We start from the raw sequence: 26,986 nt of genomic DNA on the forward strand, positions 1-26,986 counted from the left end.
AGAGCCCAACTTGACTACCAGCATGCCCGCCCCGGCCCGCGCCTCATCCCTGGGCTCTCCGACGAGAGCCGACGGCGGCGCTTCATTTCAGAAAGCGCGTCGTCGCGCATCGGTGCGGGCATTGCTGCTCGCGCTGCCGCTCATCGTGTTCCTCGTGTCGACGTTCATCGCGCCGATCGCGCTGCTGCTCGCGCGCAGCGTGCAGAACCATGAAATGTCCAGCAGCATGCCCGCCCTCACACGCGCGCTTGATGCGTGGGACGGCCGCGGCGTGCCGGACGAACATACCTTCGCCCTGCTCGCTGCGGGCCTCAAAGAAGCGCAGCAGAGCGGCCAACTCGGCACCGTCGCGCGCCGGCTGAACTTCGAGCAGGCCGAGTTCCGCAGCCTCCTGATGCGCACCGCGCGCCAACTTCCCGCCGATGCGCTGCCCGCGTGGAAACCGGCGCTCGTCGAACTCGACGAACGCTGGAATTCGCCGGAAACCTGGCGCCTGCTCAAGCGCGCCGCCGCGTCGCCGACGCCCGACTATCTGCTCGCCGCCGTCGACGCGCAAGTCACGCCGCAAGGATCGGTCGCGTTCGTGCCGGACAACGCCTCGATTTATCGGCAGGCCTTCTTGCGCACGATCTCGATCAGCGCCACGGTCACGCTGCTGTGCCTCGTGCTCGGCTATCCGGTGGCATGGCTGCTCGCGAACCTGCCCGCGAAAAGCAGCAACCGCCTGATGCTCTTCGTGATCGTGCCGTTCTGGACCTCGCTGCTCGTGCGCACCACCGCGTGGTACGTGCTGCTGCAGCCGGGCGGCGTCATCAACAGCCTGCTGACGGGTCTGGGTCTCGCCACGCATCCGCTGCCGCTCATCTTCAACCGCACCGGCGTGCTGATCGGCATGACGCACGTGCTGCTGCCCTACATGATTCTCGCGATCTATTCGGTGATGAAAAGCGTGTCGCCCGTCTACCTGCGCGCGGCGCAATCGCTCGGCGCGCATCCGTTCACCGCGTTCGTGCGGGTCTACATACCGCAGACGCTGCCAGGCGTGGGCGCCGGCTGCTTCCTCGTGTTCGTGCTCGCGCTCGGTTACTACATCACGCCCGCGCTGCTCGGCGGCGCAGGCGACGAGATGATCAGCCAGCTCATTGCGATCCAGACCAACACGCAGCTCAACTGGGGACTCGCCGGCGCACTCTCGGCCTATCTGGTGATTTTCACGGCGATCTTCTATTTCCTGTTCAACCGCATCGTCGGTATCGACCGCTTGCGCTTTGGTTAAGCCCGGTCGAACACGCGCACACGACGAAGGAACGACATGCAAGACAAACGCAACAAGGTGCTGACGGAACGCATCGCCACACGCTGGGTGCGAGTACACACGGCGCTCGTGCTTTTCTTTCTGATTGCGCCGATTCTCGCCATCATCCCGCTCTCATTCAATTCGGGTTCGTACTTCTCGTACCCGATGCAGGGCTTCTCGTTCCGCTGGTATGAGCAGGCGCTCACGAGCGCGGACTGGCAACGCTCGCTCCTGAACAGCATCGGCATCGGCGCGGCGTCTACGTTGATCGCCACGTGTCTCGGCACGCTCGCCGCGCTGGGTCTTTCGCGCGCGCAGTTTCCGCTGCGCTCGCTGATCATGCCGATCATCATTTCGCCGATGATCGTGCCGATCGTCGTGGTCGCGGCGGGCTTCTATCTGATCTTCGCGCCGCTCGGCCTCGTCAACTCGTATCCCGGCGTGGTGCTGGCGCACGCGGCGCTCGGCACGCCATTCGTCGTGATCACCGTGACCGCATCGCTGCTGTCGTTCGATCAGAGTTTGTTGCGCGCCGCTTCCGGGCTCGGCGCGGCGCCCTGGGTCACGTTCCGGCGCGTCACGCTGCCGCTCATCATGCCGGCGGTCGCAACCGGCAGCGTGTTCGCCTTCGCGACCTCGTTCGATGAAGTGATCGTGATTCTGTTCATTGGCGGCCCGGATCAAACCACCGTACCGCGACAGATGTGGAGCGGCATTCGCGACTCGATCGACCCCTCGATTCTCGCCGTCGCGACGATGCTGATCGTATTCGCCGTGCTGCTCTTCGCGAGCATCAACTGGCTGCGCGGGCGCGCGGCCGCCGCCAGCAGCGCGCTCACCTGATGCGCGCTCACGCTTCCATCACGTGTTCGATACGGCGATCCGGCACCAGCCACCACGCGGCGGCGAGCGTATAAAGCGCCGCCGAACCCCACGGCACGACGAACGCCAGCGCGATACCCGTGAGATAGATCACGACCGAAACCTTGCCCTTGAAGTCATTGCCGATCGCTTTCGCGAGAGTCGAATCCTCGCCGTGCTCGCGAATCAGCACCCGCATGAGGATGAAATAGGCGATCGCCGACATGAACAGCACCACGCCGTACATCGCGGTCGGCCAGGAGGCGAGATGGTTTTCGCCGACCCAGTGCGTGACGGCCGGCAGCAGCGACAGCCAGAACAGCAGATGGAGGTTCGCCCACAGCACCGCGCCGTTGACCTTCTGCACGGCATGGAACATGTGATGATGATTGTTCCAGTAGATGCCCACGTAGATGAAACTCAGCACATATGCGCAGAACACGGGGAGCACCGGGCGCAGCGCCGCGAGATCGAAGCCTTCCGGCACCTTCAACTCGAGCACCATGATCGTGATGATGATGGCGATCACGCCATCGCTGAAGGCTTCGACACGTCCTTTGCCCATGGATTGGATTCCTGATGATGGTGTTGAATGCGGTTGCGCGCCAAGGCGGCCCGCACTCCGCGGGCGACCCGCGCCGCTGCCGATTATCCGCGAAGCCGTAACGATTTGTCGATCCGGCCGGGTTCGACCCGCGTGCCGTGTTCAGCGCGAAGCGTCGTCCGGGTAGTAGACGGCGAGCCACACGCTGGGCTCCCGGTCGCTTGTCCATGCCACCCGATGCCGGCAATGCGCTTCGATCAGCACGTGATCGCCGGGCTTCATCGAAAGCGGCTCGGCCTCGCCTTCGAATTCGAGCGTGGCCGCGCCGCTCAGCAGCACGACAAACTCGGCGCGAGGACTGTCGTACCAGAAGCCCGGCGGGCTGGCGTGCCCCATCGAGACGATCCGCTCGATGCTCACGCCACCCTGCTCCACCAGGGCGTCGACCTGCTCGCCCTCGCTCCCGCCCGCCGACGCGCCGGGGTCGAACAGATTGCCGCTCCGCATCACACGCTTCATCGTGGCTGCTCCGCTTGTGCGTACCGCTCACTTCATGGGCTTGAGCCCGTCGAGCAAGGTCGGCACCAGTTCGCTGATGGTCGGATGAATATGCATGGCGTACTGCAAAGTCGGATACGGCGCGCCCGCCGTCATGATGTCGATGAAGGTATGAATCGCCTCGTCGCCTTCAATGCCGTGAATGGCCGCCCCGAGAATCTGCTTGCTCTGCGCGTCGACCATCACCTTCATGAAGCCATCGGTCTCGCCGCGTTCGCGCGCACGGCCCACGCGCGACATCGGCATGGTGGCGATCAGCGCATCGCGGCCCGCTTTGCGCACCTCGGCCTCCGAAGCGCCGACACGCGCAAGCGGCGGATCGACGAACACGGCATACGCCATGATGCGTGCGTCCACGGTGCGCGCGCCGCCGTCGAGCAGGTTGGCCGCGACGATCTGAAAGTCGTCGTAGGAAGTGTGGGTAAAAGCGCCACGCCCGTTGACGTCGCCGATCGCCCACACGCCCGGCACGTTGGTGCGCAACTGGCCGTCCACGGGAATCGTGCCGTGCTTGTCCGTCGTGATGCCGGCGGCCGCGAGGCCGAGGTCGTCGGTATTCGGCTCACGGCCGGTGGCGAACAGCAGATGCGACGCTTCGAGCGCCGGAATGTTCTGCTCGAAGCCGATACACACTTCGTTCGGGTGATGCGGATGCGGCTCGACTCGCGAAGGCTGCACGCCGAAGTGAAACTCGACACCCTCGCGGGCGAGCACCTTCTGCACGGATTCGGCGAAGTCGGCGTCCTCGCGGGTGAGCACGCGTTCGCCGCGCACCAGCACGGTCACGCGGCTGCCAAAGCGGCGAAAGATCTGCGCGAATTCGAGCGCGATATAGCTCGCGCCGACAATCACCAGATGACCCGGCAATTCCGTCAGTTCGAGCAGATTGGAGTTCGTGTAGTACGGAATCCGCTCGAGACCGTGGAGCGGCGGCACGACGGCGCGCGTGCCTGTGTTGATGAAGATTTCGTCGGCGCTGAGCTCGTCGAGCAGCTTGCCGTCCGGTCCGCTAACCGAAAGCGCATGAGGTCCGGTAAAGCGCGCATGGCCTTTGAACACGCCCACGTTCTTCGCGCCGCGCAGCCATTTCTCGACGCCGTCGCGCGACTGCCCGATGATCCTGTCCTTGCGCGCCTTGACGGCCGCCAGATCGACGCTGACCGCCCCGCTCAGTTGCACGCCGAGTTCCGCGCAATGGCGCGCGACATGCGCCGCGCGAGCACTGGCGACGTAGGATTTGGTCGGGGTGCAGCCGACGTTCACGCACGTGCCGCCAAAGGCCCCGCGCTCGATGACCGCGGTTTTACGGCCGCTTTGACCGAGACGCACGGCAAGCGGCGCGCCGCCTTGTCCCGTACCGATCACGACTGCATCGAAGTGCTGTGACATGGCAACTCTCCGGAAGCTGGGATGCATGTCGTAGCATCTTACCCTCAGCCTCTCGAATCGCCATGCTGCGTTGCCGGTTGCCGGTGGTTGCTGATCACCGACTAATTGTCATTCGAATGCCAACTGTTCCGGATTATTGCTTCTCACCGTCCGCAAAGCCGCGAGGCTTAATCGTGGCAATGCACGGCGCAGATCAATTCACGCGAGCGTTGCAGCGCGGCCTGCGCGCCGCGCGACGCCACGACCCAGCCGACCTGGCCCAGGTTGAAATCCTGCGACACCATCACCTGCATGAGGGCGACCATCGGCAATAGCACCGACGGCCGGTAAAGCTGGTTCCTGATCAAAGCTGGCATGACAACTCCCGTCGAGCGGCGCCGCTTCGGCTTCGCTCTATTCACGTTTCGATGGGAGGATTGTAGGGAGGTGGCCCTCGCGGATAAATACCGCTAACGCGAAGGCACTTGTTTGTCAAACCGAACAATCGAATCCGGCCCCACGCGCCCGCGCACGACGAAATCCCGCGCAGCCAAGCCTGGCAAGGCGCACAGGCTTGCGCGCGTAAGCGCCGGCGCGCTCAGGACGCGTCGACCAGACCGATCTGCGCGTCCCACAAACTACGCGCATACGCACTGGCCCCGACCGGGCGGCTGTAAAAATAGCCCTGCTGCTTGTCGCAATGGATCGCGCGCAGGAACGCCGCCTGTTCGGCGGTTTCCACCCCTTCGGCGGTAACGTTCATGCCGAGCGAGTGCGCCATCGCCACCACGGCCTGCGTAATCGCAATCGAATCGCGATGATCCGGCAAGCCGGCGACGAACGAGCGGTCGATCTTCAGGTTATGCAGCGGAAAGCGTTTCAGATAAGACAGCGACGAATAACCTGTGCCGAAATCGTCGACGGAAATGCGCACGCCCATGTCGTTCAGCGTGCTCAGCATGGGCAACACGGTTTCGCTGTCGCTCATTAGCAGCCGTTCGGTGATTTCCAGTTCCAGCGCCGACGGCTCGAGCCCGGATTGCATCAGGCAGCGCTGGATGCGCTCCACCAGGCCGTCGTTGAACTGCCGGGGCGACAGGTTCACCGCGACGATCAGTTCCGGCGCCAGCGTGCGCCGCCATTGCGCCACCTGCTCGCAGGCCCGCGCCAGCACGAAGTTGCCGATCTCGCCGATCAGGCCCGCATCTTCGGCGACGGGGATGAATTCCCCCGGCGACACGTTGCCCAGTTCGCTGTTGTACCAGCGCAGCAGCGCTTCCGCGCCGATCGTGCGGCCGTCGCGGCTGTCGACGATCGGCTGGTACACGAGGCTCAGTTCGTTGGAAGCGAGCGCGCGCCGCAGCGATTGCTCGATCGTGAAGCGCCGTTGCAACTGCTGATTCAGCTCGGCGGTGAAGAACTGGAAGTTGTTGCGGCCGCGCTGTTTGGCGTGATACATGGCCGAATCGGCGTTGCGCATCAGCGTGGCCACATCCTGGCCGTCCTCGGGAAAGCGGCTGATGCCGATCGACGCGCCCAGGTAGTACTCGTTGTCCGCCACCGCGAACGGCTCCGCGATCATGTCGAGGATGCGCCGCGCGAGGCCGATCAGCTGCCCGGTGTTCTCATACGCGCTGACCACGATCACGAATTCGTCGCCGCCCACCCGCGCGAGCGTGTCCTCCGGCGAGATACACGCCGAGAGCCGTTGCGCCACGCTGCAAAGCAGGGAGTCGCCAGCCTCGTGACCCGCGGTGTCGTTGACCTTCTTGAAGCCGTCCAGGTCGACGAACAGCACGGCGACGCTCGCCAGTTCGCCGACGCCGGACGCGGTGTCGAGCGAGAACAGATCGCGCAGCCGCTCGGTGAGGTACGCGCGGTTGTAGAGGCCGGTGAGCGAATCGCGGGTAGCGAGGAATTTGAGTTGCCGTTGCGCTTCGCGCACGGGTCCGATGTCCGTAAACGAGATCAGCACCGAGCTGGGCTCGGTATCGCCCGGCTTGATGATCGGCACCACGTTCTCGGTGATCCAGACGATGTCGCCGCCAATCAGCTCCACGCCGATCGTGACACCCAGCACGGGTTTGCCGGTGGCGAGCACCTGAGCGGTCGGGCGCGCGGCCTCGGTGACGAGCGAGCCGTCCTCGTGATACGCGCGCACCATCACCGACTGAATACTGCGGCCGACGAGCTCCGGCGTTGCGCGCAAGATCCGCTGCGCGCTCGGGTTGCAGGCCAACACCACGCCCGCGCGCGACTGCACGACGATCCCTTCGATCAGGTGATGGACCACCAGACGGTGATGCTCCTCGCTGTGCGCGAGCCGCTGCGCCATGGCGTCCTGATGCACGGCCAGACCAACGCTGCGGCCGATGTCGCGCAGCATCGCTTCTTCTTCGGCACTGGGGCGGCGCGACGTGCGGTAATACACCGCGAATGCGCCGAGCACCACGCCGGAATCGTTCTCAAAGTGCACCGACCAGCAGGACCGCAGGCCGATCGGCAACGCGAGGTGCCGGTAGTCGGCCCACAGCGGATCGGTTTCGATATCGTCGACGGCGACGAGACGCCGCTCGAACATCGCAGTCCCGCATGAGCCCACCTGTGGCCCGATCATCACGCCGTCGATGGCCGCGCTGTAGTGCCTGGGCAGCGAAGGCGCGCCGCCGACCCTGGCGTGCACGCCGTCGGCGTCGAGCAACAGGATCGAACAGGACGCACCTTCCCCCAGCAGCGCTTCCGCGCGGCGGCATACTTCGTCGAGCAATTCCGGCAGCGGTGTGTTCTGCGTAATCAATCGCAACACCGTGCGCTCGGACGCGAGCACGCCTTCGGCCAGATTCGCACAGTAGCGAATGCCTTCAGGCGCGGCTCCCGTCTTGTTTTCTGATGTCGCTTCGCAAGTCATTTGTGCGCCCCCTAACCCGACATCGGCAGTTTAGTGTACGCGGCACACCGGGGTTTACGCGAGGGTCGCGAATTTTATTCTTCGCGCATCGCGCAATGCCCGCTTGATCTCGACTGTCAATCACCGGATCAAACGGTTCAGTTGCCGGGACGAGATGACGGCATTCTGTTCGGGTTCCGCAGGCGGGGTTCCGACACTGCTTGGCGGAACGCCGGAACCCGAATCAAGCATTAGCCTGTCGCGACGGCTTTTTTGGTGACTTTTTGATATTTGTCGGCCGCGTGGTTGCGATCAGCCGTGCTGGTCCGGTGGGCGGCCCCCGCCGCCGCCCTTTTCTCCGCCGCCGTTTCCGCCGCCATGCCCACCGTTTCCGCCGCCCGGCGGCCGACCGCCACCACCTCCGCCACCTTGAGGCGGATGGCCGCCCGCGTTCCCCGGCGGCGGACCGCCCTGCGGCCTTCCCCCGTCATGCCCGGACGGCGGTCCACCCTGCGGCCTTCCCCCGTCGTGTCCCGGCGGCGATCCACCCTGCGGCCTTCCCCCGTCATGCCCCGACGACGGGCCGCCCTGCGGCCTTCCTCCGTCGTGTCCCGGCGGCGGTCCACCCTGCGGCCTGCCACCTCCGTGCCCCGGCGGCGGACCGCCCGGTGGACGACCTCCGGGTGGCCGTCCGGCGTCAGGACGCGGCGGAGGCGGCGGCGGATGATGCGCCCAGCGCGATTGCTGGCCGTACCAAGGTCGTCCGCGATAGTAATCGCCCCAATACGTGCCAATCGAGAACGTCACGATGGGCAGGCCGATCACCGTACCGTAGTTCATCACAGGCACATTGGCGCCCTGATACGGATAGCTGAGCCGCCCCGCATAGACCCAGCCGCGCAGATTGGGCGCGGCGATATCACACCATTCATAGTTACTGATACACCCCATCACGCTCACCGGCACACCGCCCGGCAGTTGCGTCACGACCGGGTAGTCGGAGGCCGGGCCCGCGCGCACGTTGACCGTGCCATTCGTGTACGCCTGCGACTGTGCGCACGCCACGGCGGGCAATGCCAGCACGCCGGCCGCCGCATAAAGACATCGAACGAGGTGTTGTTTCATTCTTTCTCCCGATTCAGCGTCCGCGGTCCGCCGCCGGCACGCCTCTGCTGATGCGTTATGAATATTGTTTCTTCTTGCACAACTCATCGCGTTGCCGCGCGATGCCAGCTACCTGTAAGGACGTTGCACGGCGCGTGCCTGAAAGCGTTCAGTCGATCCTCAATCGATTCTTGCGGCGTCTTCGCCTGGCAAGATTTGGTAACCACCCGGTCGAAGTCACGCGTTTTTCCGGCGTCCATGTTTCGGCAATCCGACCGATCATCGCTTCCATGAAAAAGCCATGCACTGCCGGGACTGCGATGAACCTCCTCCGTCCGCTTCTGATCGCCGCGCTCATGCTCACGCATCCGCTCGCCCATGCCGCGAGCTTCGACTGCAATAAGGGGCGCTCGCTGACCGAGAAGATGATTTGCCACGACCCCGCGCTCTCGAAGCTCGACGACACCCTCGGGCAACTGTACTGGAAAGCCCGGCGGCGAGTCGCCAACCGGCGCGCCTTTCTCACCGACAGCGACAGTAAGTGGGCATGGCGGGAAGCAAATTGCCGTGACTCGGCGTGTCTGGGGACGTGGTACGCAACGCGCATCGAAGAACTGCAGCAGCTGATAGAAAGCCTGCAAGCGGGGACGCCGCAGCCGTTTGCCTCACCGGCCGAACCGGACTCGCGCAGCAGGCCGGTCGTGGCTCCTGAGCAGTCCACCGGCATGGCGATGCTTCAGTGCACGGCGGCGAATCCGGGGATCGTAGTGAACGAGCAGTGCTCAGCCGTGCTCACGGAGAACGGCAGTCAATGGAAACACAAGCCGCATGACGGCGGCTGGTTTTGCGGCGTGGCCACACTGGCGCCGGCGGAACTGCAGGCGGACGCCGCGAACTAGGAAGGCTGTTGCGCATACCTGCCGCGCCAACGCGGCGATACAGGCGCGCGCTTACGCGAGCAGGCGAGATGGCGAGCAGGAAGGCGAGCACCGAGGTGCGCGCTATGCGTGGACACGCCGCCAGCGACAAGGCAAGACGCCCTTCTCCCGGAACCGCGAAAAGCGCCGCTCGGGAGAAGGGAAAAAGCCAGGAAGGAAGAAACCGCCGCTACCGACCGCTCCAGAATCTGCGCTGAACTTCCATCACCTCGGCTTCCACCTCGGGGATCGGCCCGATCACCTCCACCGGTTTCTGGCAATGATCGAAGACATACCGGCAATCCACGCTCATGGTGGGATTCTCGGCGTGATCGCCGGTCGCTTCCAGCAAGCGCTTTTCGGTCATGCCGAACACGACCCGGCCGATGTTGGCCCAATACATCGTCCCGGCGCACATGCAGCACGGTTCGACCGATGTGTACAGCGTGCAACTCCACAAATACTCCGGCGTGAAGTTCAACGCGGCCACGCGCGCGAGCACCGACTCGGCGTGATTCACCGTATCGACGTTGCCCTGCTCCATCAGCACCGTCTCCTGGTCCGGGCCGACCAGCACCGCGCCGAACGGATGGTGCCCTAGCAGCGTCGCCCGTTCGGCCACCCGGCTCGAATGCTGCAGATGCCGCACGATCTGCTCGTGCGTGGGCGTCAAACCCTGCGGCGGATAGTTCGAGGCCGCAGCGGCGGCCCCGCTCGAGACGGTCAGACTCACGGGCGATCTCCTTGAATAATAGTTAGATTTGCGAAGCAAATTATTACTTCGGCAGCGTACCGTCCACGCCCTCTACGAACCAGTTCAAACGCAGCAGTTCCGGATCGCTCAGCGACTTGCCGGCGGCCACCTTCACCGCGCCGGACTGATCCATGATCGGTCCGGCAAACGGATTGAACTTGCCGGAGATGATGTCGTCGCGCTTCTGGCTCAAGGCTTTCTGCGCGGTCGGCGACACGGCTTCAGTGTTGATGTCGGCGAGATCGATCGCCTTCTCTTTCAGCCCCCACCACACCGGCGAGTTGTTCCATGTGCCCGACATCACCTGCTCCACCAGATGCGTGTAGTACACGCCCCAGTTGCTCACGCACGCACCCAGTTGCGCATTCGGCCCGAACTTCTTCATATTCGAGTCCCAGCCGAACGCATGCACCTTCTTCTGCTCGGCGGTCTGCATCGTCGCCGTCGAATCGGTGTTCTGGATCAGCACGTCGGCGCCCTGGCCGATCAGCGTTTCGGCGGCCTGCTTTTCGCGGCCCGGATCGAACCAGCTATTGATCCACACCACTTTCACGCGCGCCTTTGGATTGACCGAACGCGCACCCATCGTGAATGCATTGATGTTGCGCACCACTTCAGGCACCGGCACCGAGCCGACAAAACCGAGCGTGTTCGACTTGGTCGTATAGCCCGCGACGAGGCCGGCCAGGTATGCGCTTTGATAGGTGCGTACGTCGTAGGTGGCGAAGTTGGCCGCCTTCTTGTAGCCGGTCGCATGCTCGAACACGGTGTCCGGGAAGTCCTTGGCCACTTTCAGTTCGAAATCCTGGAAGCCGAAACTCGAGCCCACCACGATCTTGTTGCCCTTCGACGCCAGGTCGCGGAACACGCGCTCCGAATCCGCCGACTCCGGCACGTTTTCCACGCGCGTCACTTTGACCTTGTCGCCGAACTTCGCCTCGACTTCCTTCACGCCCTGCTCGTGAGCGTAGGTCCAGCCCGCGTCGCCCGGATTGCCGAGATAGACGAAGGCGATGCCGATCGGCTGCGTGGTGGCGGCGGCCGCCCCGGCGGCGCTGAATGCCAGCGTCGCGCCAAGCGTTGCCGCGAGTACGGTTCGGACGGTTTTGATGCGCAGTGAATGATGCAGCGCTCGCGCCAGCGTTGTTTTCATGAATTCTCCGAAGATGGTTGAAGGTGCCTGCCCCAGCGCTCGGGATAACCCGGGCAAGGCTCCAGCATAGGGGGCCATATTCGAAGGTCAATTTCAGCGGCAAAATTATTATTCGTTATCCCGCCCATAACGAAACCCGTATTTTGGTGACCGGACGACGCCTCAGTGAAGTTTCGGCGGCGGGTCCGGCTGAACTTCATCGGGAGCCTCGCCGTCGCCGAACAACTCGCCGCACAGCGTTTCGCCGAGTTCGCTCAGGCGCGCCGTGCCGGTGCCTTCCTCGCTGAAGGTGGTGAGCACCAGACCACCGTCGACGAGCGCCGTTAAATGCCGCCGCAGGCCGCTCATCGGCACGCCGGCCTGCTTCGACAGTTTGGCGAGCGACCACACGCCGCCCGGCGTTTCCCGATGCGCTCGCCAGAGTTGCATCAGCACGGCGGCGAGCACCGGATCGAGTTCGTCGTCTTCCATGGTGAGTCTCCTTGTCCTTACGCCATCTGCGTGACCAGTTCGCCGAGCGTCTTCAACGCCGCTTCGGTCTGCGCCGTCCACGGATAGCTGTAGTTGAGCCGGATAAAGTGGCGAAAATCGTTGCGCGTCGAAAACATCGTGCCAGGCCCAACGGTGATGCCGCGCGCGAGCGCCGCCTGGTAAAGCCGCATCGAATCGACGCTGTCCGGCAACTCGACCCACAGCACATAGCCGCCTTGCGGCGTCGACATGCGCGTGCCCGCCGGAAAAAACCGCTGCACCATCGCCATCATGATGCTCGCCTGCTGCCGGTAGACCTTGCGCACGTGCCGCAAGTGGCGGTCGTAGCCGTCCTGCCGCAAATAGTCGGCGACCGCGACTTGCGGCACCGACGGCGTGGTCAGCGTGTTGAGAAACTTCAGCTTCTCGACCTGCGCGCGATAGCGTCCCGGCAGCGCCCAGCCGATCCGGTACGACGCGGTCAGACTCTTCGAAAACGACGCGCAATGCAACACCAGCCCTTTGGTGTCGAAGTTCTTCAAGGTCGACGGCCGCGTCTCGCCGAAGTACAGCTCCTGATAGACGTCGTTCTCGATCACGGGAATCTCGTGCGCGGCGAGCAGTTCCACCAGTTGCCGCTTGCGCGTATCGGGCATGCGGAAGCCGAGCGGATTCTGGAAGTTCGGCATCACCATGCACGCTGCGACTTTCTGCTCGGCGATCACCTGCGCGAGCGCCGCGATGTCGATGCCATGAACCGGATGCGTCGTCACCTCGATCGCGCGCATGCCCAGCCGCTCGATGGCGTGCAGCATCGCGTAATAGGTGGGCGACTCGACCGCGACGGTGTCGCCCGGTTTCGCGACCGCCTGCAGACTCAGGTTGATCGCTTCGGTCGCGCCGAGCGTGATGATGATCTCGCCGGGATCGACCGGCACGCCGTTTTCGGCGTAGCGCCGGGCGATCTGCCGGATCAGTTCCGGATTGCCGGGCGGCAGGTCGTCGATCAGATTCCAGCTCGCCTGGCGTCGCGCGATCGCGTTCGCATACTGGTTGATGCGCCGCCACGGGAACAGCGACGGATCCGGATACGGCGAGCCGAACGGCACGGCCTCGTGCGCGCGGATGCTGCGCAAGGTCGACAGCACGAGGCGGCTCACGTCCACGGTCGCCGCGACCGGCGGTGTCTGTGGCGCTTGCGGCGGCCGCGGGCGGCCGGGCTGCGGCGCGTCGAGCGCCGCCGACAGCGCCGCGGCGTCGCGCACGAAATAGCCCGACTGCGGGCGCGTCTCGACAATCCCCCGGTTTTCCAGCAACGCGTAAGCGTGCAACACCGTCTTGATGCTGACGCCGTGTTGCTGGCTCGCCTGCCGCACGGAGAGAATCCGCTCGCCGGCCGCGAATACGCCGCGGCGCACGGCTTCCGTGATTTCGTCGGCGAGTTTTTCGTACAGATTCAAGGGCCTGGATCGAGCAAAAACATGGGTGGGAGCGTCAGTCTATGACAAAAACCCGCCAACTGTATCCCTCACCTTTCCAAATTTCTGTATGCTGCGCACTTTTTGGAACACAGTAGGCTTGCACCTATCAGCCTCTCCAGGCGCGTTCAGGCCCGACACCGCGGCACCCTCATGAAGAAACCCGAAGCTCGCATCGAACCGTACACGCACCCCGCCGCCGGCTGGGGCGCCCTCCAGTACGTCGCCATCAATCTCATCAAGGAAAAGGTGACGGGCGGCGACTACCGCATGCTGCTCAAGCAGAATCAGCCGAACGGCTTCGACTGCCCGGGCTGCGCGTGGCCGGATCGCGAGCACGCGTCCACCTTCGAGTTCTGCGAAAACGGCGTGAAAGCCGTGGCCGCGGAAGCGACCAGCAAACGCGTGACGCCCGCATTCTTCGAGCAGCACACGGTCACCGAACTGATGGCGCAATCGGACTTCGAACTCGAACAGCACGGTCGCCTGACCGACCCGCTCGTCTACGACGCGCTGCGCGACCGTTATGTGCCGATCGGCTGGGACGAGGCGTTCGAGCTGATCGCCGCGCACCTGAAGCGGCTAGACGATCCGGACCGCGCCGCCTTCTACACCTCGGGACGCGCGAGCAACGAAGCCGCGTTCCTCTACCAGCTGTTCGTGCGCATGTACGGCACCAACAACTTCCCCGACTGCTCGAACATGTGCCACGAGGCGACCAGCCGCGGCTTGCCGCATACGGTCGGCATCGGTAAGGGCACGGTCACGCTCGACGACTTCGAACACGCAGATACGCTGCTGATCTTCGGCCAGAATCCGGCCACCAACCATCCGCGGATGCTTGGCGAGCTGCGCGAGTGCGCCAAACGCGGCGCAACCATCGTGTCGATCAATCCGCTCAAGGAGCGCGGCCTCGAACGCTTTGCGAGCCCGCAGCATCCGGTCGAAATGCTGACGATGGGCAGCACGAAGATCAGCTCCGTGTTCATTCGCCCGAAAGTCGGCGGCGACTTCGCGCTGATCAAGGGCGTCGCCAAGCGCGTGATCGAACTCGACGACGAAGCATTGATCTCGGGTCTCGACCGCGTGCTCGACATCGCCTTTATCGCCGGGCATACCGTGGGTTTCGACGCGTTCGCCGACGACCTGCGCGCCGAAAGCTGGGACACCATCGTCGCCGAAGCAGGCGTGCCGTTCGAGGACGTGCTGAAGCTCGCCGACATCTACGTGAAGGGACGCGCCGTGATTTCGACGTGGGGCATGGGCCTCACGCAGCACAAGAACTCGGTGCCGACGGTGCAGATCCTGTCGAACCTGATGATGATGCGCGGCAATATCGGCCGACGCGGCGCGGGCCTGTGCCCGGTGCGTGGGCACTCGAACGTGCAAGGCGACCGCACGGTCGGCATCGAGGAACGGCCGACGCAGGCGTTCCTCGACCGGCTCGGCGAAGTCTACGATTTCGAGCCGCCGCGCGAGCACGGACTCGACGTCGTCAACACCATTCAGGCGATGCTCGACGGCAAGGTGAAAGTATTCATTGGACTCGGCGGCAATTTCTCGATTGCGACGCCGGACACACCGCGCACGTGGGACGCCATGCGTTCGTGCGATCTCACCGTGCACATCACCACCAAGCTGAACCGCAGCCACCTCGTGCATGGCCGCGACGCGCTGATTCTGCCGACGCTCGGGCGCACCGAGATCGACTTGCAGAACGGTGTCGCGCAAGGCGTGAGCGTCGAGGACTCGATGAGCATGGTGCATATCTCGTACGGCATGAACAAACCGGCTTCGGAGAATCTGTTGTCGGAGATCGCGATCGTCGCGCGCATGGCGCATGCGACGCTCGGCAGCGCGAAAGTGGATTGGCTCGCGCAGGCAGCGGACTATTCGCTGATTCGCGACGGCATCGCCAAAGTGATCGAGGGATTCACGGACTACAACGAGCGGCTGAAGAACCCTGGCGGCTTTCATCTCGGCGTGGCCTCACGCGAGCGGATCTGGAAAACGCCGAGCGGCAAGGCGCAGTTCCTCGTGCATGCGATCGACACGGCGACGCCGATTCATCAGGCGCGCAAGCAACATGGCGAGCGGCTGATGACGTTGATGACGACGCGCTCGCACGATCAGTACAACACGACGATTTACGGCCTCGACGACCGTTATCGCGGTGTGTATGGTCAGCGTCGCGTGCTGTTCGCGAACAGGGACGATCTCGCGATGCTGGAGTTCGAGGCGGGGCAACGCGTGGATATCACGAGCGTGTGGGCCGATGGGATCGAACGTCACGCGGACGGTTTTCTGCTCGTCGAGTACGACATTCCGCGCGGCTGTCTCGGCGCCTATTATCCGGAGACGAATCCGCTGGTGCCGCTCTCGTCGGTCGCCGACGGCGCGGGAACGCCGACGTCGAAATCGATTCCGGTGTTGTTGACGGCTTCCGCGGCTGGCGCGATTGCGACTTGATGCACGAGACCTGACGCTGGATCGTCAGGTCTGCTTTTTCGCCAGTTCCCGATGCGTCAGGTAGAGACGCAAGTCGAATTCGATCTGGTGGTAACCCGGCTGCATGAACTCGCACAGGCGGTAAAACGCCTTGTTGTGATCGCTTTCCTTCAGATGAGCGAGTTCGTGCACCACGATCATTTTCAGAAATTCCGGCGCGGCAGATTTGAACAGCGACGCGATGCGGATTTCCTTCTTCGCCTTCAGCTTGCCGCCTTGCACGCGGGAAATGCTCGTATGCAGACCCAGCGCGTGGCGCACCACGTCGAGTTTGCTGTCGTACGTGACCTTGTCGATCTGCTCCGCGCTGCGCAGGTGCTCGCGTTTCAGGTCCGCGCAATACGCGTAAAGCGCCCGGTCCGTTTGGACCTCGTGCGTGTTGGGGTAGCGCGCGACGAGGTACGCGCCGAGTTGGTCTTCGGCTATCAGCTGTTTGACCTTCTCCTGGAGCGCGGCTGGGTAGCCGGTGAGGTATTTCAGGTGGGACATGCTTCGGCTCGGCGCTCGGTCAACCGGCGCGGCGATTGTCTTCGCAATCGTCCCAATAGCGCAGCGGGTCGCGATGATCGGGGTATTGCGTGTCCAGCCAGTCGGAGAGAATCTTCCACTGCGGATGGTTCGGACCGCTTCTCGTGTCCCAGAACGATTCCTTCAACACAGCGTTGTTTCGGCCGCGGTCCCGCACGACGATCCGGCAGTGATCGTTCGACTCATGGAATTCCGCCTTCAGGTAGTAGCGCGGGAGTATCTGCAGCATCGCGCCTTCCACGATCCGGCCCTGCGCACGAACCACACCCGCGCATTCGATTCGCAGAACACCGTCCACCGATTTGTCCGCGCGCCAGCCGACCGGCAGGCGCACCACGCATTCGTCCTTGCCGACCTTGATCCAGTCCATCCGCCAGATGCGGGCGAGCGCATCGCGCATGGCTGCCGCATCTTCGTAACCGGGCGGCAGTTCGAACTGGGCCGGCAGCACGACGAGTGCATCGCCAGCCGGCGTTGTGCCGGCCGGCTTTTGAAATGGATCGTCGTCGAAGGGATTCGAGGGGCGGCTGGCCCTGGTGTTGCTGGCGCTCGGCAAATCCCCGAAAAGGCTTTCGGCTGCGCGGCGTGCGCGCTTCGATTTTTCGTTGCCCATCGATTTCTCCGTTGGAGTTGGGTTGCCTTGGTGTGACACGCAGGTTGACTACGTCATAGCATCGCACGTCGTCGAACACGTGGGCGAGCGGCTGCGCATTTCAGATACGGCGGGAAGGAAAGGCGTCTGATCCGGTTGCGCGCAGGTTGAACCGGGTTCGGCTGAAAGCGCGCAAGTCCTTGGCGGGACGATTGGTGCCGGGGACCGGACTTGAACCGGCAAGCTGTGAAGCGGCGGATTTTAAGTCCGCTATGTTTACCAATTTCATCACCCCGGCAGGGGTCAGAACGCATGTGGACGCGAATTCTACCATTTCGCGGCAGGCGTACCAAACCGCCGCGGCACCCGCCCCGTACCGCGATTTTCAGGCGCGGCACAACCCAAAAACCGAATTCATCCGGGGGTCACAAACGTTGCCGATAATCCGCTCACGGAAACTCACGAAAACGTTTACGACCCGAGCGGAAACCCATGACTCCGACGATCAAAGATGTCGCTGCCCACGCCGGTTTCTCCATCGCCACGGTATCGCGCGCGATCAACGCGCCGCATACCGTCAACCCGGTCACGCTCGACAAAGTGCGCCAGTCCATCGACGCGCTGAACTTCCGCCCCAGCCCGCTTGGCCGCCAATTGCGCGGCGAACGCACGCGCCTGATCGGCGTGATCCTGCCGACGCTCGCCAATCCCGTATTCGCCGAGTGCCTGCAAGGTATCGACGAACTCGCCTCGGCGCAAGGCTACCGGCTCATGCTGATGACCACGCAGTACGACGCCGACCGTGAACGCCACGCTATCGAGACGCTCCGCGAACACCGCGTGGAAGGACTGATCCTGACCGTCGCCGATGCCGACACGCACCCGCTGCTCGACGAACTCGACCGCGCGGGCCTGCTCTACGTGCTGATGCATAACGACACGGTACGCCGTCCGTCGGTCGCCGTCGACAACCGTCTCGCGGCCTACGACGGCGTGCGCATGCTGATCGCTCACGGCCATCGCCGTATTCTCATGCTGGCGGGCACGCTGGCTGCCTCAGACCGCGCCCGCCAGCGGCATCTCGGCTATTCGCAGGCCATGCAACAAGCCGGCTTGACGCCGGCGCCCGCGCTCGAGCTCGATTTCAACGCGGAGGAGTTGTCGCCCGCGGTGCTCGCCCATCTGACGAGCGGCGCGAACCGTCCCAGTGCCCTCTTCTGCAGCAACGATCTGCTGGCGATGGTGGTCATGCGTGGCCTGCGCCGCGCGCGCCTGCAGATTCCTCACGACATGTCGATTCTCGGCTTCGACGGACTCGCGATGGGCGAACTGCTGTCGCCGCCGCTTGCCAGCATCTGCGCGCCGAATCGGGAAATCGGCTGTGCGGCCTGGGAGCGTTTGCTGGCGCGCGTCACCGGCAGTTACGAAGCCTTGAATGAAACATCGCTCACGCTGACCTTGCCGCACAGCTTGCGCGAGGGCGCCACCATCGCGGCGATTTCGAACCGCAACGAGCCCTCGCGGGTGCGGGCCTCGGAAAATGCCGAGCGGCCGTTTGTATGAGACGCCCGCGCATTGCTCGCTGGTGACTGCTGAAGCCCGACTGCTGAAGCCCGAGGCGCCGCACCTCATCCGGACACCGAAATGGGCACGGGCTCGGGCAGAAAGAAAAAACTATTTCAACGTGGCATTGAATATCACCGACCTTACGGCCACTTCGTCGACCGCTCCAGAGATATTAAAGCTGCCATGTATCGTCTCGTTGGACCTGAACGTGCCTTTCGCACCTTTATACTCCGGACTCACATAAAAATTAACCCCAAATGTAAAATGCTTAGCCCCGTTCAAGCACTTCTTTTCCTTTGAATCCCCTACGTCATATAGTTTAACGTACGAGTTATCAGGGGGAATAAATCCGGAATTATCGGTGCATGCGTCGTTGGTAATTTTAACAGTGTAGTATATTCCCTGTGCCGTTGTCCTATACAAAACAGCATGATGGGAATTGCCGCTGGCATCCGTAACGGACACATATTTATAGTCCGTCGAAGCCGGCCGGTTATTCTTGGCCCTCAATGCCTGGCCGCCCTGCCCGAGATCGCAGTTCGAGGTGATGTTGTCGTCGGTGGGCGTGATGGACATGCCTCCGGCCGGGCTGATCGCGGCGTACCCGGACTTGGGCGCAACCACGTTCTGAAACACCAGATTGTCGATATTCAAATCCACAGCGTCGTGGGTTTTCTCGAAATAACATTCCGTGGCTGCGTGAGCAGGCGCGCAAACAGATAAAAGCACGGCAGTCATGGCCAACAATAGATTGGTTTTCATACAAGCCTCTAATATCAAAATTGAGATTACCTTCGAACAAACCGGGACAAAAACACAACAGCTTCGCAACGCCTCCGTTTTCTGAAATTAAATCCGCTTTACCGTCATGCCGCGTAACAAGCGGCAATTTCATAGTGAATTTCGCCCTGCTCACCGCCCATCGGAGAACTCCTAAAATCACGGAAAACCGGAATTGGGATTTCCCTGCGAATTAGCCGGCGCAAGAAAATGCGGCGCAGATATAAGGTCAAGAATCAACTGATCCAGTCAAACAGGAACCCGGAGAACGGCCGCCCGAACGGCAAGCCACACGTCATAGCGTCGTCACATACGTTCCCGATAATCCGCTCGACGAAAACGTTTACATCGCCAGACAGTACGGCACACAAGCGATGTCCGGCAGCCCGCATCGCGCCACCTGTATGGCGTCAGTTCACCCGTACTCGACACCACCGCTGAAGCCACCTTGTCCATCTCTGGGAGATTGCTGTGACCCGCCGTTCCTCCACCGCTTTTGTTCGAGTGCGTCAATTGGCGCGCGCCGCGTTCGCCGCCTCGGCACTTGTCATGACTCTGGCCGCACCCTCGCTCGCGCATGCCGACGAAACCGCGATCTGCTACAACTGCCCGCCCGAATGGGCCGACTGGGCGAGCCAGATCAAGGCGATCCAGCAGAAGACCGGCATTCGCGTGCCGTTCGACAACAAGAATTCCGGCCAGTCGATCGCCCAGCTCATGGCCGAACAGAAGAGCCCGGTCGCCGACGTGGTGTACCTCGGCGTCTCATCGGCTTTCCAGGCGAAGGACAAGGGCGTGATCCAGCCGTACAAGCCCGCGCATTGGGATGACATTCCCGCCAACATGAAGGACCCGCAAGGTTACTGGTTCACGATTCATTCGGGCACGCTAGGCTTTTTCGTCAACAAGGACGCGCTCGAAGGCAAGCCCGTGCCGCGCTCTTGGGCCGACCTGCTCAAGCCCGAGTACAAAGGCATGATCGGCTACCTCGACCCGTCGAGCGCGTTCGTCGGCTATGCGGGCGCGGTGGCGGTGAATCAGGCACTCGGCGGCACGCTCGATAACTTCGAGCCGGGCCTCGACTGGTTTCGCAAGCTAAAGGCCAATGCGCCGATCGTGCCGAAGCAGACCGCCTACGCGCGCGTGATGTCCGGCGAAATTCCGATCCTGCTCGACTACGATTTCGACGCCTACCGCGCGAAGTACAAGGATCACGCGAACGTCGAGTTCGTGATTCCGAAGGAAGGCACGATCTCCGTCCCGTACGTGATGAGTCTGGTGAAGGGCGCGCCGCACGAGGCCAACGGCAAGAAGGTGCTCGATTTCGTGCTCTCCGACGAAGGCCAGAAGCTGTGGGCCGACGCCTATCTGCGCCCGGTCCGCGCAAACGCGATGACGGCCGACACCGCCGCGAAATTCCTGCCGGCTAGCGACTATGCGCGCGCCAAACCGGTGGACTTCGGCAAGATGGCCGAGAAGCAGTCGAGCTTCGGCGAGCGTTATCTGCAGGTGATGCATTGAACGACATCACGTTCCCGCTGCGCTGGCGCATCGCGTTGATCGCGCCGGCGCTGGCGGTATTCATCGCCTTCTGGCTGTTGCCGATGGGCGCGCTCGCGCAGTTGAGCGGCGACGGCCACGCGTTCGCCACCTATCGCGCGATGCTGACGAATCCGCGCTACATGTCGAGTCTCGGCGCGACCGTGCTGTTGTCCGCGGCGGTCACGGCGGCGACGCTGGTGCTCTCGGTGATCGCGGGATTGCTGCTGGCGCGCCGCGAGTTTCCTTTGAAGCGCACGCTGCTCGCGCTGCTCACCTTTCCGCTGGCGTTTCCGGGTGTGGTGGTCGGCTTCATGGTCATCATGCTCGCCGGGCGCCAGGGGCTGGTCGGCGCGCTCTCGCTGAAACTCACGGGCGACCGCTGGGTATTCGCTTATTCGATGAGCGGCCTCTTTCTCGGCTACCTGTACTTCTCGATTCCGCGCGTGATCGTCACCGTGATGGCCTCGGCGACCAAGCTCGATGCATCGCTGGAAGAAGCCGCGCGCTCGCTCGGCGCGTCGCCGTGGCGCATCACGCGCGACATCGTGTTGCCCGCGCTCTCGCCTGGTCTGATCGCGGCGGGCGCGGTGTGCTTCGCCACCGCGATGGGCGCATTCGGCACCGCCTTCACACTCGCCACCGACATCGACGTGCTGCCGATGACCATTTACACCGAGTTCACCCTCAACGCGAACATGGTGACCGCCGCGGGCCTCTCGATCGTGCTCGGCATGGTGACGTGGGCCGTGCTGGCGTTGGCGCGCAGCGTGAGCGGTTCGGCCGTGGCGGCAAGCGCATGAACGGTATGTTCAAACCTGGCGCCGCCAGACCGGAAGACAGGACCTCAATGAATTCCATCACCGCTTCTCTACAGCCGGCAACGAAGCCGCGCTCGCGTGCGCGCCTGCCGGCCGCCAGAACGTGGCTCGCAGCCGGACAATGGCTCGTGACGCTGCTGCTATGCGCGTTCCTGATCGTGCCAGTCGTCATGTCGATCATGGCGGGTCTGACGGTCAACTACTTCAAAGGCGTATCGAGCGGACTCACGCTGCGCTGGCTCGAAGAAGTGTGGACGCAATATCACGGCTCGGTATTTCTCTCGCTCGAAGTGGCGGCGGCGACCCTCCTCATCACGCTGCTCACCGGCGTGCCGGCGGGTTACGTACTCGCGCGCAGCAAGACGAGGCTCTCGCGCATCATCGAAGAATTTCTGGTGCTGCCGATCGCGCTGCCTGGCCTCGCGTCGGCGCTCGCGCTGCTGGTGGTCTACGGCGGCTTCACGATGTTCCGCATGAGCGTGGCGTTTATCGTCGTCGGCCATGTGGTGTTCACGCTGCCCTTCATGGTGCGCGCGGTCGCCGCCGTGTGCGCGAGCAGCGATCTGCGCACGCTCGAAGAAGGCGCGGCGAGTCTCGGCGCGAGCTTTCTGCAACGCTTCGTGACGATCGTGCTGCCCAACGCGCGCCCCGGCATCGTGGCCGGCGCGCTGGCGGTGCTCACGCTCTCCATCGGCGAATTCAATCTGACGTGGATGCTGCACACGCCCGATACCAAAACGCTGCCGGTGGGTCTCGCGGACACGTATGCGTCATTGCGCATCGAGATCGGCAGCGCCTACACGATTCTGTTTTTCATCATGACGATGCCCCTGCTCGTCGCGATGCAATGGCTCGGTGTCGATGCGACCGGCCAGCGCAGCGCGGCGAAAAAACGCGCCGCCGTCTCTCCTTCTAAGTCGCTCAAACCATGAAACTTGCCTCCGTACCCATCGCGCTGACGCAATGCGCGAAAACGTTTCGCGGCACGCGCGTGCTCGAGCCGCTCGATCTGCATATCGACGCCGGTGAAACGCTGGTATTGCTCGGGCCGTCCGGCTGCGGCAAGACCACGACGCTGCGCATGATCGCGGGGCTCGAAACGCCGGACGCCGGCGGCCGCATCGCGTTCGGCGACGACGACGTCACCGCCTTGCCGATCGAAAAGCGCCAGGTCGGCATGGTGTTCCAGAGCTATGCGCTGTTTCCGAACCTGACAGTGCGCGGCAATATCGGCTATGGCCTGAAGATCAAACGCGTGCCGGCCGAGACTGTCCGCCAACGCGTCGACGAATTGCTCGGCATGATGCGTCTCACCACTCACGCCGACAAGCCGATCGATCAGCTTTCCGGCGGGCAGCGCCAGCGTGTGGCGCTCGCACGCGCGCTCGCCGTGCAGCCGCGCGTGCTGCTGCTCGACGAACCGCTCACCGCCCTCGACGCCCGCTTGCGCGACACCTTGCGCAGCGAGATGAACACGTTGCTGCGCGAGTTGGGCATTACGACCGTGTACGTCACGCACGATCAGGCCGAAGCAATGGAACTGGGCGACCGCATCGTCGTGATGAGCGCGGGGCGCATCGAGCAGATCGGCTCGCCGCGCGAGATCTATTACCGCCCCGCCAACCGGACGGTCGCGCAGTTTGTCGGCACGATCAACCGGCTCGCGGGCGAGCGGCGCGACGGCCTGCTGACGACCACCGGCGGCGCCGTGCCGCTGCCCGCGGGCGACGCGCACGTGAATTCGGCGCACGAAATTTTCTTCCGCCCCGAAGACGCTTATCTTGCCGATCCGGCTCATGCGCAATTGCGTGGCCATATCGAAAGCACCGCGTTTCTCGGCGAGCGAACACGGCTGACGGTGGGCGGCGCCGCTCCCGACGCGTTGCTGATCGACGTGGCGGGCCGCGTGGAATTGGCGCGTGGCACACCGGTCGGCATTTCAATCGCGCACGACGCGCTGATTGCGCTATCGTAATGAAGTGACGCCGTTGTTTGGCGCGCTATAAGAAAGGACACCCCATGCTGCTGGCTCAAATTAGCGACCTGCATATCAAACGGCCCGGCGCGCTCGCTTACCGCCGCGTCGACACCGGCGCCTATCTCGCACGCTGCGTGGCCGCGCTCAATGCGCTCGAACCACGTCCCGACGCGGTGATCATGACGGGCGACCTCGTCGATCAGGGCGACCCGGAACAGTACGCGCATCTCAAGACCCTGCTCGCGCCGCTCGAGATTCCCTACTTCCTGCTGGTCGGCAATCACGACGAACGCGCCGCGTTGCGTGCCGCATTTCCCGATCGCGCGGAATTGCAAAGCGGCGGCGAATTCGTGCAATACGCGGTCGATCTCGGCGCGCTGCGACTCATCGCGCTCGATTCGATGGTGCCGGGCCAAAGCGCGGGCGATCTGTGCGACGCGCGGCTCGCGTGGCTCGCCACGCAACTCGACGCGGCCCAAGGCAAACCGACGGTGGTCGCGTTGCATCATCCGCCGTTTGTGTGCGGCATCGGGCATATGGATGAATTGCGGCTCGATCCCACCGCATCCGACAAACTCGCGGCGTTGATCGCGCGCTATCCGAACGTGGAACGTGTGATCTGCGGGCATGTGCACCGGCCCATGTTCGTGCGCTTTGGCGGCACGATCGCCTCCGCGGTGCCGGCGCCCGCGCATCAGGTCGCGCTCGATCTGCGCGACGATGCGCCGTCCGCGTTCATGATGGAGCCGCCGGCGTATGCGCTGCATCACTATGACCCGGCAACCGGCATCGTCACGCATCACGCGTATGTGGATGCGGCGGATGGGCCGTATCCCTTTTACGAGCCCGAAGGCGATCTGATCGATTGATCTGATCCACTGAGGCGCGCGCTCACGCGCGGATGAAGGTCTCATGCACGCGCCGGGACGACCTGAAATACGGAATCCCGAGCGCGGCCGCGACGACGGCCTGAATAAGATCGCCGTAGGGAACGGCAATGTTGATGCCGATGGCGTATGTCATGTAATCGCCGAGCAGATACGCGCCGGCTCGCATCGCGACAATGGCGACGAGCCAAGCCTGCACCTGCGGCGCGAAGCGCGCCGATCTGCGCAGCACGAGCAGCGCCAGCCAGCCCGCGCCGGCCACGATGAATACGCCCGTGACGACATCACAGCCGACCATCGCGAGCACGGCGCGATACCAGCCATGCGTTTCGCGCCGGATAAACACCGCCAGCAGTTCCCATTCGAGCATCAGTTTGAGCGGATCGCGCATGGCGATCGCCGTATGGAGCACCCACGCGGCAACGCAGATCAACGCGACGAGCAGCCAGCCGCCGATGTGTCGAGGTTCATGTTTCGTGGTCGAGGCCATGGAGTCGTTCTTCGTTTGCTTCGTTCTGTCGTAATCGGTCGGATGAGGCGCGCCGATTCTACGAACTAACCACGAACGACCATCTCATTTTGTCGACGCGTCCCTTTCAGGTGGCTTGGAACCGGCGTGTTTGCGCGCTCGCGGCCGTCAGCACGATCCGCCATGCTCCGGTATGATCGGCACGCTTGAGGACCGTGCATGGGCCGGTCCGTCAATCGCCCTCTCTCATGTCCACTTCCAACGCGTCCACTCCCGCTTCCGCCGACCGGTCGCTGCGCGGCCTGCTGCTTCTGCTCGCCACCATCGCGGGCGTCGCGGTCGCGAACATCTATTACAACCAGCCGCTGCTCGACGACTTCCGGCTGTCGTTTCCGCACAGCGCGTCGTGGGTCGGCGCGGTGCCGGCCGTCACCCAACTCGGCTACGCGGCCGGCATGCTGTTGCTGGCGCCGCTCGGCGACCGCTTCGATCGCCGCCTTCTGATCCTGCTGCAGATCGCGGGCATCTGTGTCGCGCTGGTAGTGGCCGCCGCCGCGCCAACGCTGTCCGTGCTGATCTTCGCAAGTCTGGCGATCGGCGTGCTCGCCACCATCGCGCAACAAGCGGTGCCGTTCGCGGCGGAACTCGCGCCGCCGGCCGAACGCGGCCACGCGGTCGGCACGGTGATGAGCGGTTTGCTGCTGGGGATCCTGCTGGCGCGAACGGCGTCGGGCGTGATCGCCGAATATTTCGGCTGGCGCGCAGTATTCGGCGCGTCCGTGGTCGCGTTGCTGGTGCTCGCGGTCGTCATCATTCTGCGTCTGCCCAGGAGTCAGCCGACGTCCACGCTGCCCTACGGCAAGCTATTGGTGTCGATGTGGCATCTGGTAGTCGAGCACCGCGCGCTGCGTGAAGCGTCGCTGACCGGCGCGGCCCTGTTCGCTGCGTTCAGCATTTTCTGGTCGGTGCTGGCATTGCTGCTGGCCGGTGCGCCGTTTCATCTCGGGCCGCAAGCGGCAGGGCTATTCGGTATTGTCGGCGCGGCAGGCGCGATGGCCGCGCCGCTCGCCGGCAAGTTCTCCGACCGGCGCGGACCGCGCGCGATCATCACCGTGTCGATCGTGCTGGTGGCGATTTCGTTCGTGGTGTTCGGCGCATCGGCGAGAAGCATTGCGGGCCTCGTGATCGGCGTGATCGTTCTCGATATCGGCGTGCAGGCCGCGCAAATCTCTAATCAGTCACGCATCTACGCACTCAAGCCGGACGCGCGCAGCCGCGTGAATACCGTGTACATGGTGGCGTATTTCATTGGCGGAGCGATCGGCTCCGGCGTCGGCGCGGCAGTGTGGCCGACGTTTGGATGGCTTGGTGTGAGCGCGGCCGGCCTCGTGTTCGCTGGGCTGGCGGCGTGGAATCATCTGGCGCTGCCCGCAGGCGCGAAGGATGTGAAGGGCTAATCGGGGCCTTGTTCGCGTGGAGCGCTCATTGGCCGCTTCGCGCGGACGCATAGTCGTGCAGCGCGTCGATCACCCGATCGAACTCGAACGACTTGTCGTAAAAGTGGCGCACGCCGTATTGCTCGCAGCGCTCCCGATACGCGGGCAACGCATGATTGGTCAGCACCGCGGCGAATACCCGGTCGATCAATCCCTCACGCTGCAGGTAGGCTAGTACCGGCACGCCCGAGCCCTGCTTCAACTGCAGGTCGACGATCACCGCATCGAAGGGCTCGTCGCTCAACAGCGCAATCGCCTGATCCGCGGAATCCGCATACGCGGCTACCTTGAGCAGGCCGGAGGCGTCGATCGCTTCCACGAGGCTTCGGCGAATCAGCGGCGAATCCTCGATCAGCAGCACGCGCAAGGGAGCGCGGCTGGCTTGATCGGCAACAGGGTTCGATTCGCTGTTCATCGGAATATCTCGATC

At 63.7% G+C, this 26,986-nt stretch carries 26 protein-coding genes and 1 tRNA gene; 11 read left to right on the forward strand and 16 right to left on the reverse strand.

Annotated features, from left to right (window positions below):
• Positions 1–22 precede the first annotated feature (22 nt).
• Positions 23–1,276, forward strand: coding sequence for an ABC transporter permease subunit (locus P0D70_RS11565; RefSeq protein WP_408184637.1), 1,254 nt, complete (start codon positions 23–25; stop codon positions 1,274–1,276).
• A 36-nt stretch (positions 1,277–1,312) separates the two neighbouring features.
• Positions 1,313–2,140 carry an ABC transporter permease gene (locus P0D70_RS11570; protein ID WP_408184578.1) on the forward strand — a complete coding sequence of 276 codons (828 nt, stop codon included), beginning with the start codon at positions 1,313–1,315 and terminating at the stop codon, positions 2,138–2,140.
• 7 nt (positions 2,141–2,147) lie between these two features.
• Here P0D70_RS11570 and P0D70_RS11575 read toward each other — a convergent pair whose 3' ends face one another.
• From P0D70_RS11575 to P0D70_RS11600, 6 genes are all read right to left on the reverse strand, one after another.
• The gene (locus P0D70_RS11575; protein ID WP_408184579.1) at positions 2,148–2,723 is read right to left on the reverse strand and encodes a TMEM175 family protein; all 576 of its coding nucleotides are present in this window, start codon (positions 2,721–2,723) and stop codon (positions 2,148–2,150) included.
• Positions 2,724–2,864: 141 nt separating this feature from the next.
• Positions 2,865–3,221 (reverse strand): cupin domain-containing protein, encoded by a 357-nt coding sequence (locus tag P0D70_RS11580; protein ID WP_408184580.1) that lies wholly within the window; start codon positions 3,219–3,221, stop codon positions 2,865–2,867.
• Between the two features lie 27 nt (positions 3,222–3,248).
• Positions 3,249–4,649, reverse strand: coding sequence for an FAD-containing oxidoreductase (locus P0D70_RS11585; RefSeq protein ID WP_408184581.1), 1,401 nt, complete (start codon positions 4,647–4,649; stop codon positions 3,249–3,251).
• 167 nt (positions 4,650–4,816) lie between these two features.
• The gene (locus tag P0D70_RS11590) at positions 4,817–5,005 is read right to left on the reverse strand and encodes a hypothetical protein (RefSeq protein WP_091792808.1); all 189 of its coding nucleotides are present in this window, start codon (positions 5,003–5,005) and stop codon (positions 4,817–4,819) included.
• Positions 5,006–5,226: 221 nt separating this feature from the next.
• Positions 5,227–7,536: a putative bifunctional diguanylate cyclase/phosphodiesterase gene (locus P0D70_RS11595; protein ID WP_408184582.1), complete on the reverse strand. Its 2,310-nt coding sequence runs from the start codon at positions 7,534–7,536 to the stop codon at positions 5,227–5,229.
• Positions 7,537–7,827: 291 nt separating this feature from the next.
• Positions 7,828–8,640, reverse strand: a complete 813-nt coding sequence (locus P0D70_RS11600; protein WP_408184583.1) for an SH3 domain-containing protein — start codon at positions 8,638–8,640, stop codon at positions 7,828–7,830.
• A 299-nt stretch (positions 8,641–8,939) separates the two neighbouring features.
• On the opposite strand from P0D70_RS11600, the gene P0D70_RS11605 reads away from it, so the two are divergent.
• Positions 8,940–9,518, forward strand: coding sequence for a lysozyme inhibitor LprI family protein (locus P0D70_RS11605; protein ID WP_408184584.1), 579 nt, complete (start codon positions 8,940–8,942; stop codon positions 9,516–9,518).
• A gap of 208 nt (positions 9,519–9,726) precedes the next feature.
• Here P0D70_RS11605 and P0D70_RS11610 read toward each other — a convergent pair whose 3' ends face one another.
• The 4 genes from P0D70_RS11610 to P0D70_RS11625 all read right to left on the reverse strand — a co-directional run bounded on the left by P0D70_RS11610 (position 9,727) and on the right by P0D70_RS11625 (position 13,374).
• Positions 9,727–10,269, reverse strand: a complete 543-nt coding sequence (locus tag P0D70_RS11610; protein ID WP_408184585.1) for a nucleoside deaminase — start codon at positions 10,267–10,269, stop codon at positions 9,727–9,729.
• 43 nt (positions 10,270–10,312) lie between these two features.
• Complete coding sequence (locus P0D70_RS11615; RefSeq protein ID WP_091792804.1) at positions 10,313–11,443, reverse strand: BMP family ABC transporter substrate-binding protein; 1,131 nt, start codon at positions 11,441–11,443, stop codon at positions 10,313–10,315.
• A 162-nt stretch (positions 11,444–11,605) separates the two neighbouring features.
• A complete protein-coding gene (locus tag P0D70_RS11620) occupies positions 11,606–11,914 on the reverse strand; it encodes a helix-turn-helix domain-containing protein (protein WP_408184586.1) in 309 nt (102 codons plus the stop codon).
• A 17-nt stretch (positions 11,915–11,931) separates the two neighbouring features.
• Positions 11,932–13,374, reverse strand: coding sequence for an aminotransferase-like domain-containing protein (locus P0D70_RS11625; protein ID WP_408184587.1), 1,443 nt, complete (start codon positions 13,372–13,374; stop codon positions 11,932–11,934).
• A gap of 171 nt (positions 13,375–13,545) precedes the next feature.
• Here P0D70_RS11625 and P0D70_RS11630 point away from each other — a divergent pair, with 171 nt between their 5' ends.
• Complete coding sequence (locus P0D70_RS11630) at positions 13,546–15,861, forward strand: FdhF/YdeP family oxidoreductase (RefSeq protein ID WP_408184588.1); 2,316 nt, start codon at positions 13,546–13,548, stop codon at positions 15,859–15,861.
• 24 nt (positions 15,862–15,885) lie between these two features.
• Here the strand turns inward: P0D70_RS11630 and P0D70_RS11635 are convergent, their stop codons facing one another.
• The 3 genes from P0D70_RS11635 to P0D70_RS11645 form a co-directional block, all read right to left on the reverse strand.
• Positions 15,886–16,389, reverse strand: coding sequence for a M48 metallopeptidase family protein (locus P0D70_RS11635; protein WP_091792800.1), 504 nt, complete (start codon positions 16,387–16,389; stop codon positions 15,886–15,888).
• A gap of 19 nt (positions 16,390–16,408) precedes the next feature.
• A complete protein-coding gene (locus tag P0D70_RS11640) occupies positions 16,409–17,041 on the reverse strand; it encodes a hypothetical protein (RefSeq protein WP_408184589.1) in 633 nt (210 codons plus the stop codon).
• A 192-nt stretch (positions 17,042–17,233) separates the two neighbouring features.
• Positions 17,234–17,318: transfer RNA gene (locus P0D70_RS11645), tRNA-Leu, on the reverse strand.
• 194 nt (positions 17,319–17,512) lie between these two features.
• Between P0D70_RS11645 and P0D70_RS11650 the strand changes: the two genes are divergently transcribed.
• Entirely contained in the window at positions 17,513–18,583 is a 1,071-nt protein-coding gene (locus P0D70_RS11650; RefSeq protein ID WP_408184590.1) for a LacI family DNA-binding transcriptional regulator, read from the forward strand.
• A gap of 111 nt (positions 18,584–18,694) precedes the next feature.
• Here the strand turns inward: P0D70_RS11650 and P0D70_RS11655 are convergent, their stop codons facing one another.
• A complete protein-coding gene (locus P0D70_RS11655) occupies positions 18,695–19,348 on the reverse strand; it encodes a hypothetical protein (protein WP_091792797.1) in 654 nt (217 codons plus the stop codon).
• Positions 19,349–19,837: 489 nt separating this feature from the next.
• Between P0D70_RS11655 and P0D70_RS11660 the strand changes: the two genes are divergently transcribed.
• Genes P0D70_RS11660 through P0D70_RS11680 form a run of 5 tightly spaced genes read left to right on the forward strand, consistent with a single transcriptional unit; the run spans position 19,838 to position 24,573 of the window.
• Positions 19,838–20,887, forward strand: a complete 1,050-nt coding sequence (locus tag P0D70_RS11660) for an ABC transporter substrate-binding protein (RefSeq protein WP_091792796.1) — start codon at positions 19,838–19,840, stop codon at positions 20,885–20,887.
• Positions 20,884–21,708, forward strand: a complete 825-nt coding sequence (locus tag P0D70_RS11665; RefSeq protein WP_091792795.1) for an ABC transporter permease — start codon at positions 20,884–20,886, stop codon at positions 21,706–21,708. Before P0D70_RS11660 ends, P0D70_RS11665 begins: the two co-directional genes overlap by 4 nt.
• Before the next feature lie 47 nt (positions 21,709–21,755).
• Positions 21,756–22,658 carry an ABC transporter permease gene (locus P0D70_RS11670; RefSeq protein ID WP_408184591.1) on the forward strand — a complete coding sequence of 301 codons (903 nt, stop codon included), beginning with the start codon at positions 21,756–21,758 and terminating at the stop codon, positions 22,656–22,658.
• Positions 22,655–23,701 carry an ABC transporter ATP-binding protein gene (locus P0D70_RS11675; RefSeq protein WP_408184592.1) on the forward strand — a complete coding sequence of 349 codons (1,047 nt, stop codon included), beginning with the start codon at positions 22,655–22,657 and terminating at the stop codon, positions 23,699–23,701. Before P0D70_RS11670 ends, P0D70_RS11675 begins: the two co-directional genes overlap by 4 nt.
• A gap of 44 nt (positions 23,702–23,745) precedes the next feature.
• Entirely contained in the window at positions 23,746–24,573 is an 828-nt protein-coding gene (locus tag P0D70_RS11680) for a phosphodiesterase (protein WP_091792792.1), read from the forward strand.
• A gap of 22 nt (positions 24,574–24,595) precedes the next feature.
• On the opposite strand, the gene P0D70_RS11685 is transcribed toward P0D70_RS11680, so the two are convergent.
• A complete protein-coding gene (locus tag P0D70_RS11685) occupies positions 24,596–25,081 on the reverse strand; it encodes a DUF2569 domain-containing protein (RefSeq protein ID WP_408184593.1) in 486 nt (161 codons plus the stop codon).
• Between the two features lie 227 nt (positions 25,082–25,308).
• On the opposite strand from P0D70_RS11685, the gene P0D70_RS11690 reads away from it, so the two are divergent.
• A complete protein-coding gene (locus P0D70_RS11690) occupies positions 25,309–26,517 on the forward strand; it encodes an MFS transporter (protein ID WP_408184594.1) in 1,209 nt (402 codons plus the stop codon).
• A gap of 25 nt (positions 26,518–26,542) precedes the next feature.
• Here the strand turns inward: P0D70_RS11690 and P0D70_RS11695 are convergent, their stop codons facing one another.
• A complete protein-coding gene (locus tag P0D70_RS11695; protein ID WP_408184595.1) occupies positions 26,543–26,971 on the reverse strand; it encodes a response regulator in 429 nt (142 codons plus the stop codon).
• Positions 26,972–26,986 lie beyond the last annotated feature (15 nt).

The sequence above is a fragment of the Paraburkholderia sp. RL17-381-BIF-C genome (assembly GCF_046026435.1).
Classification (GTDB): Bacteria; Pseudomonadota; Gammaproteobacteria; order Burkholderiales; family Burkholderiaceae; genus Paraburkholderia.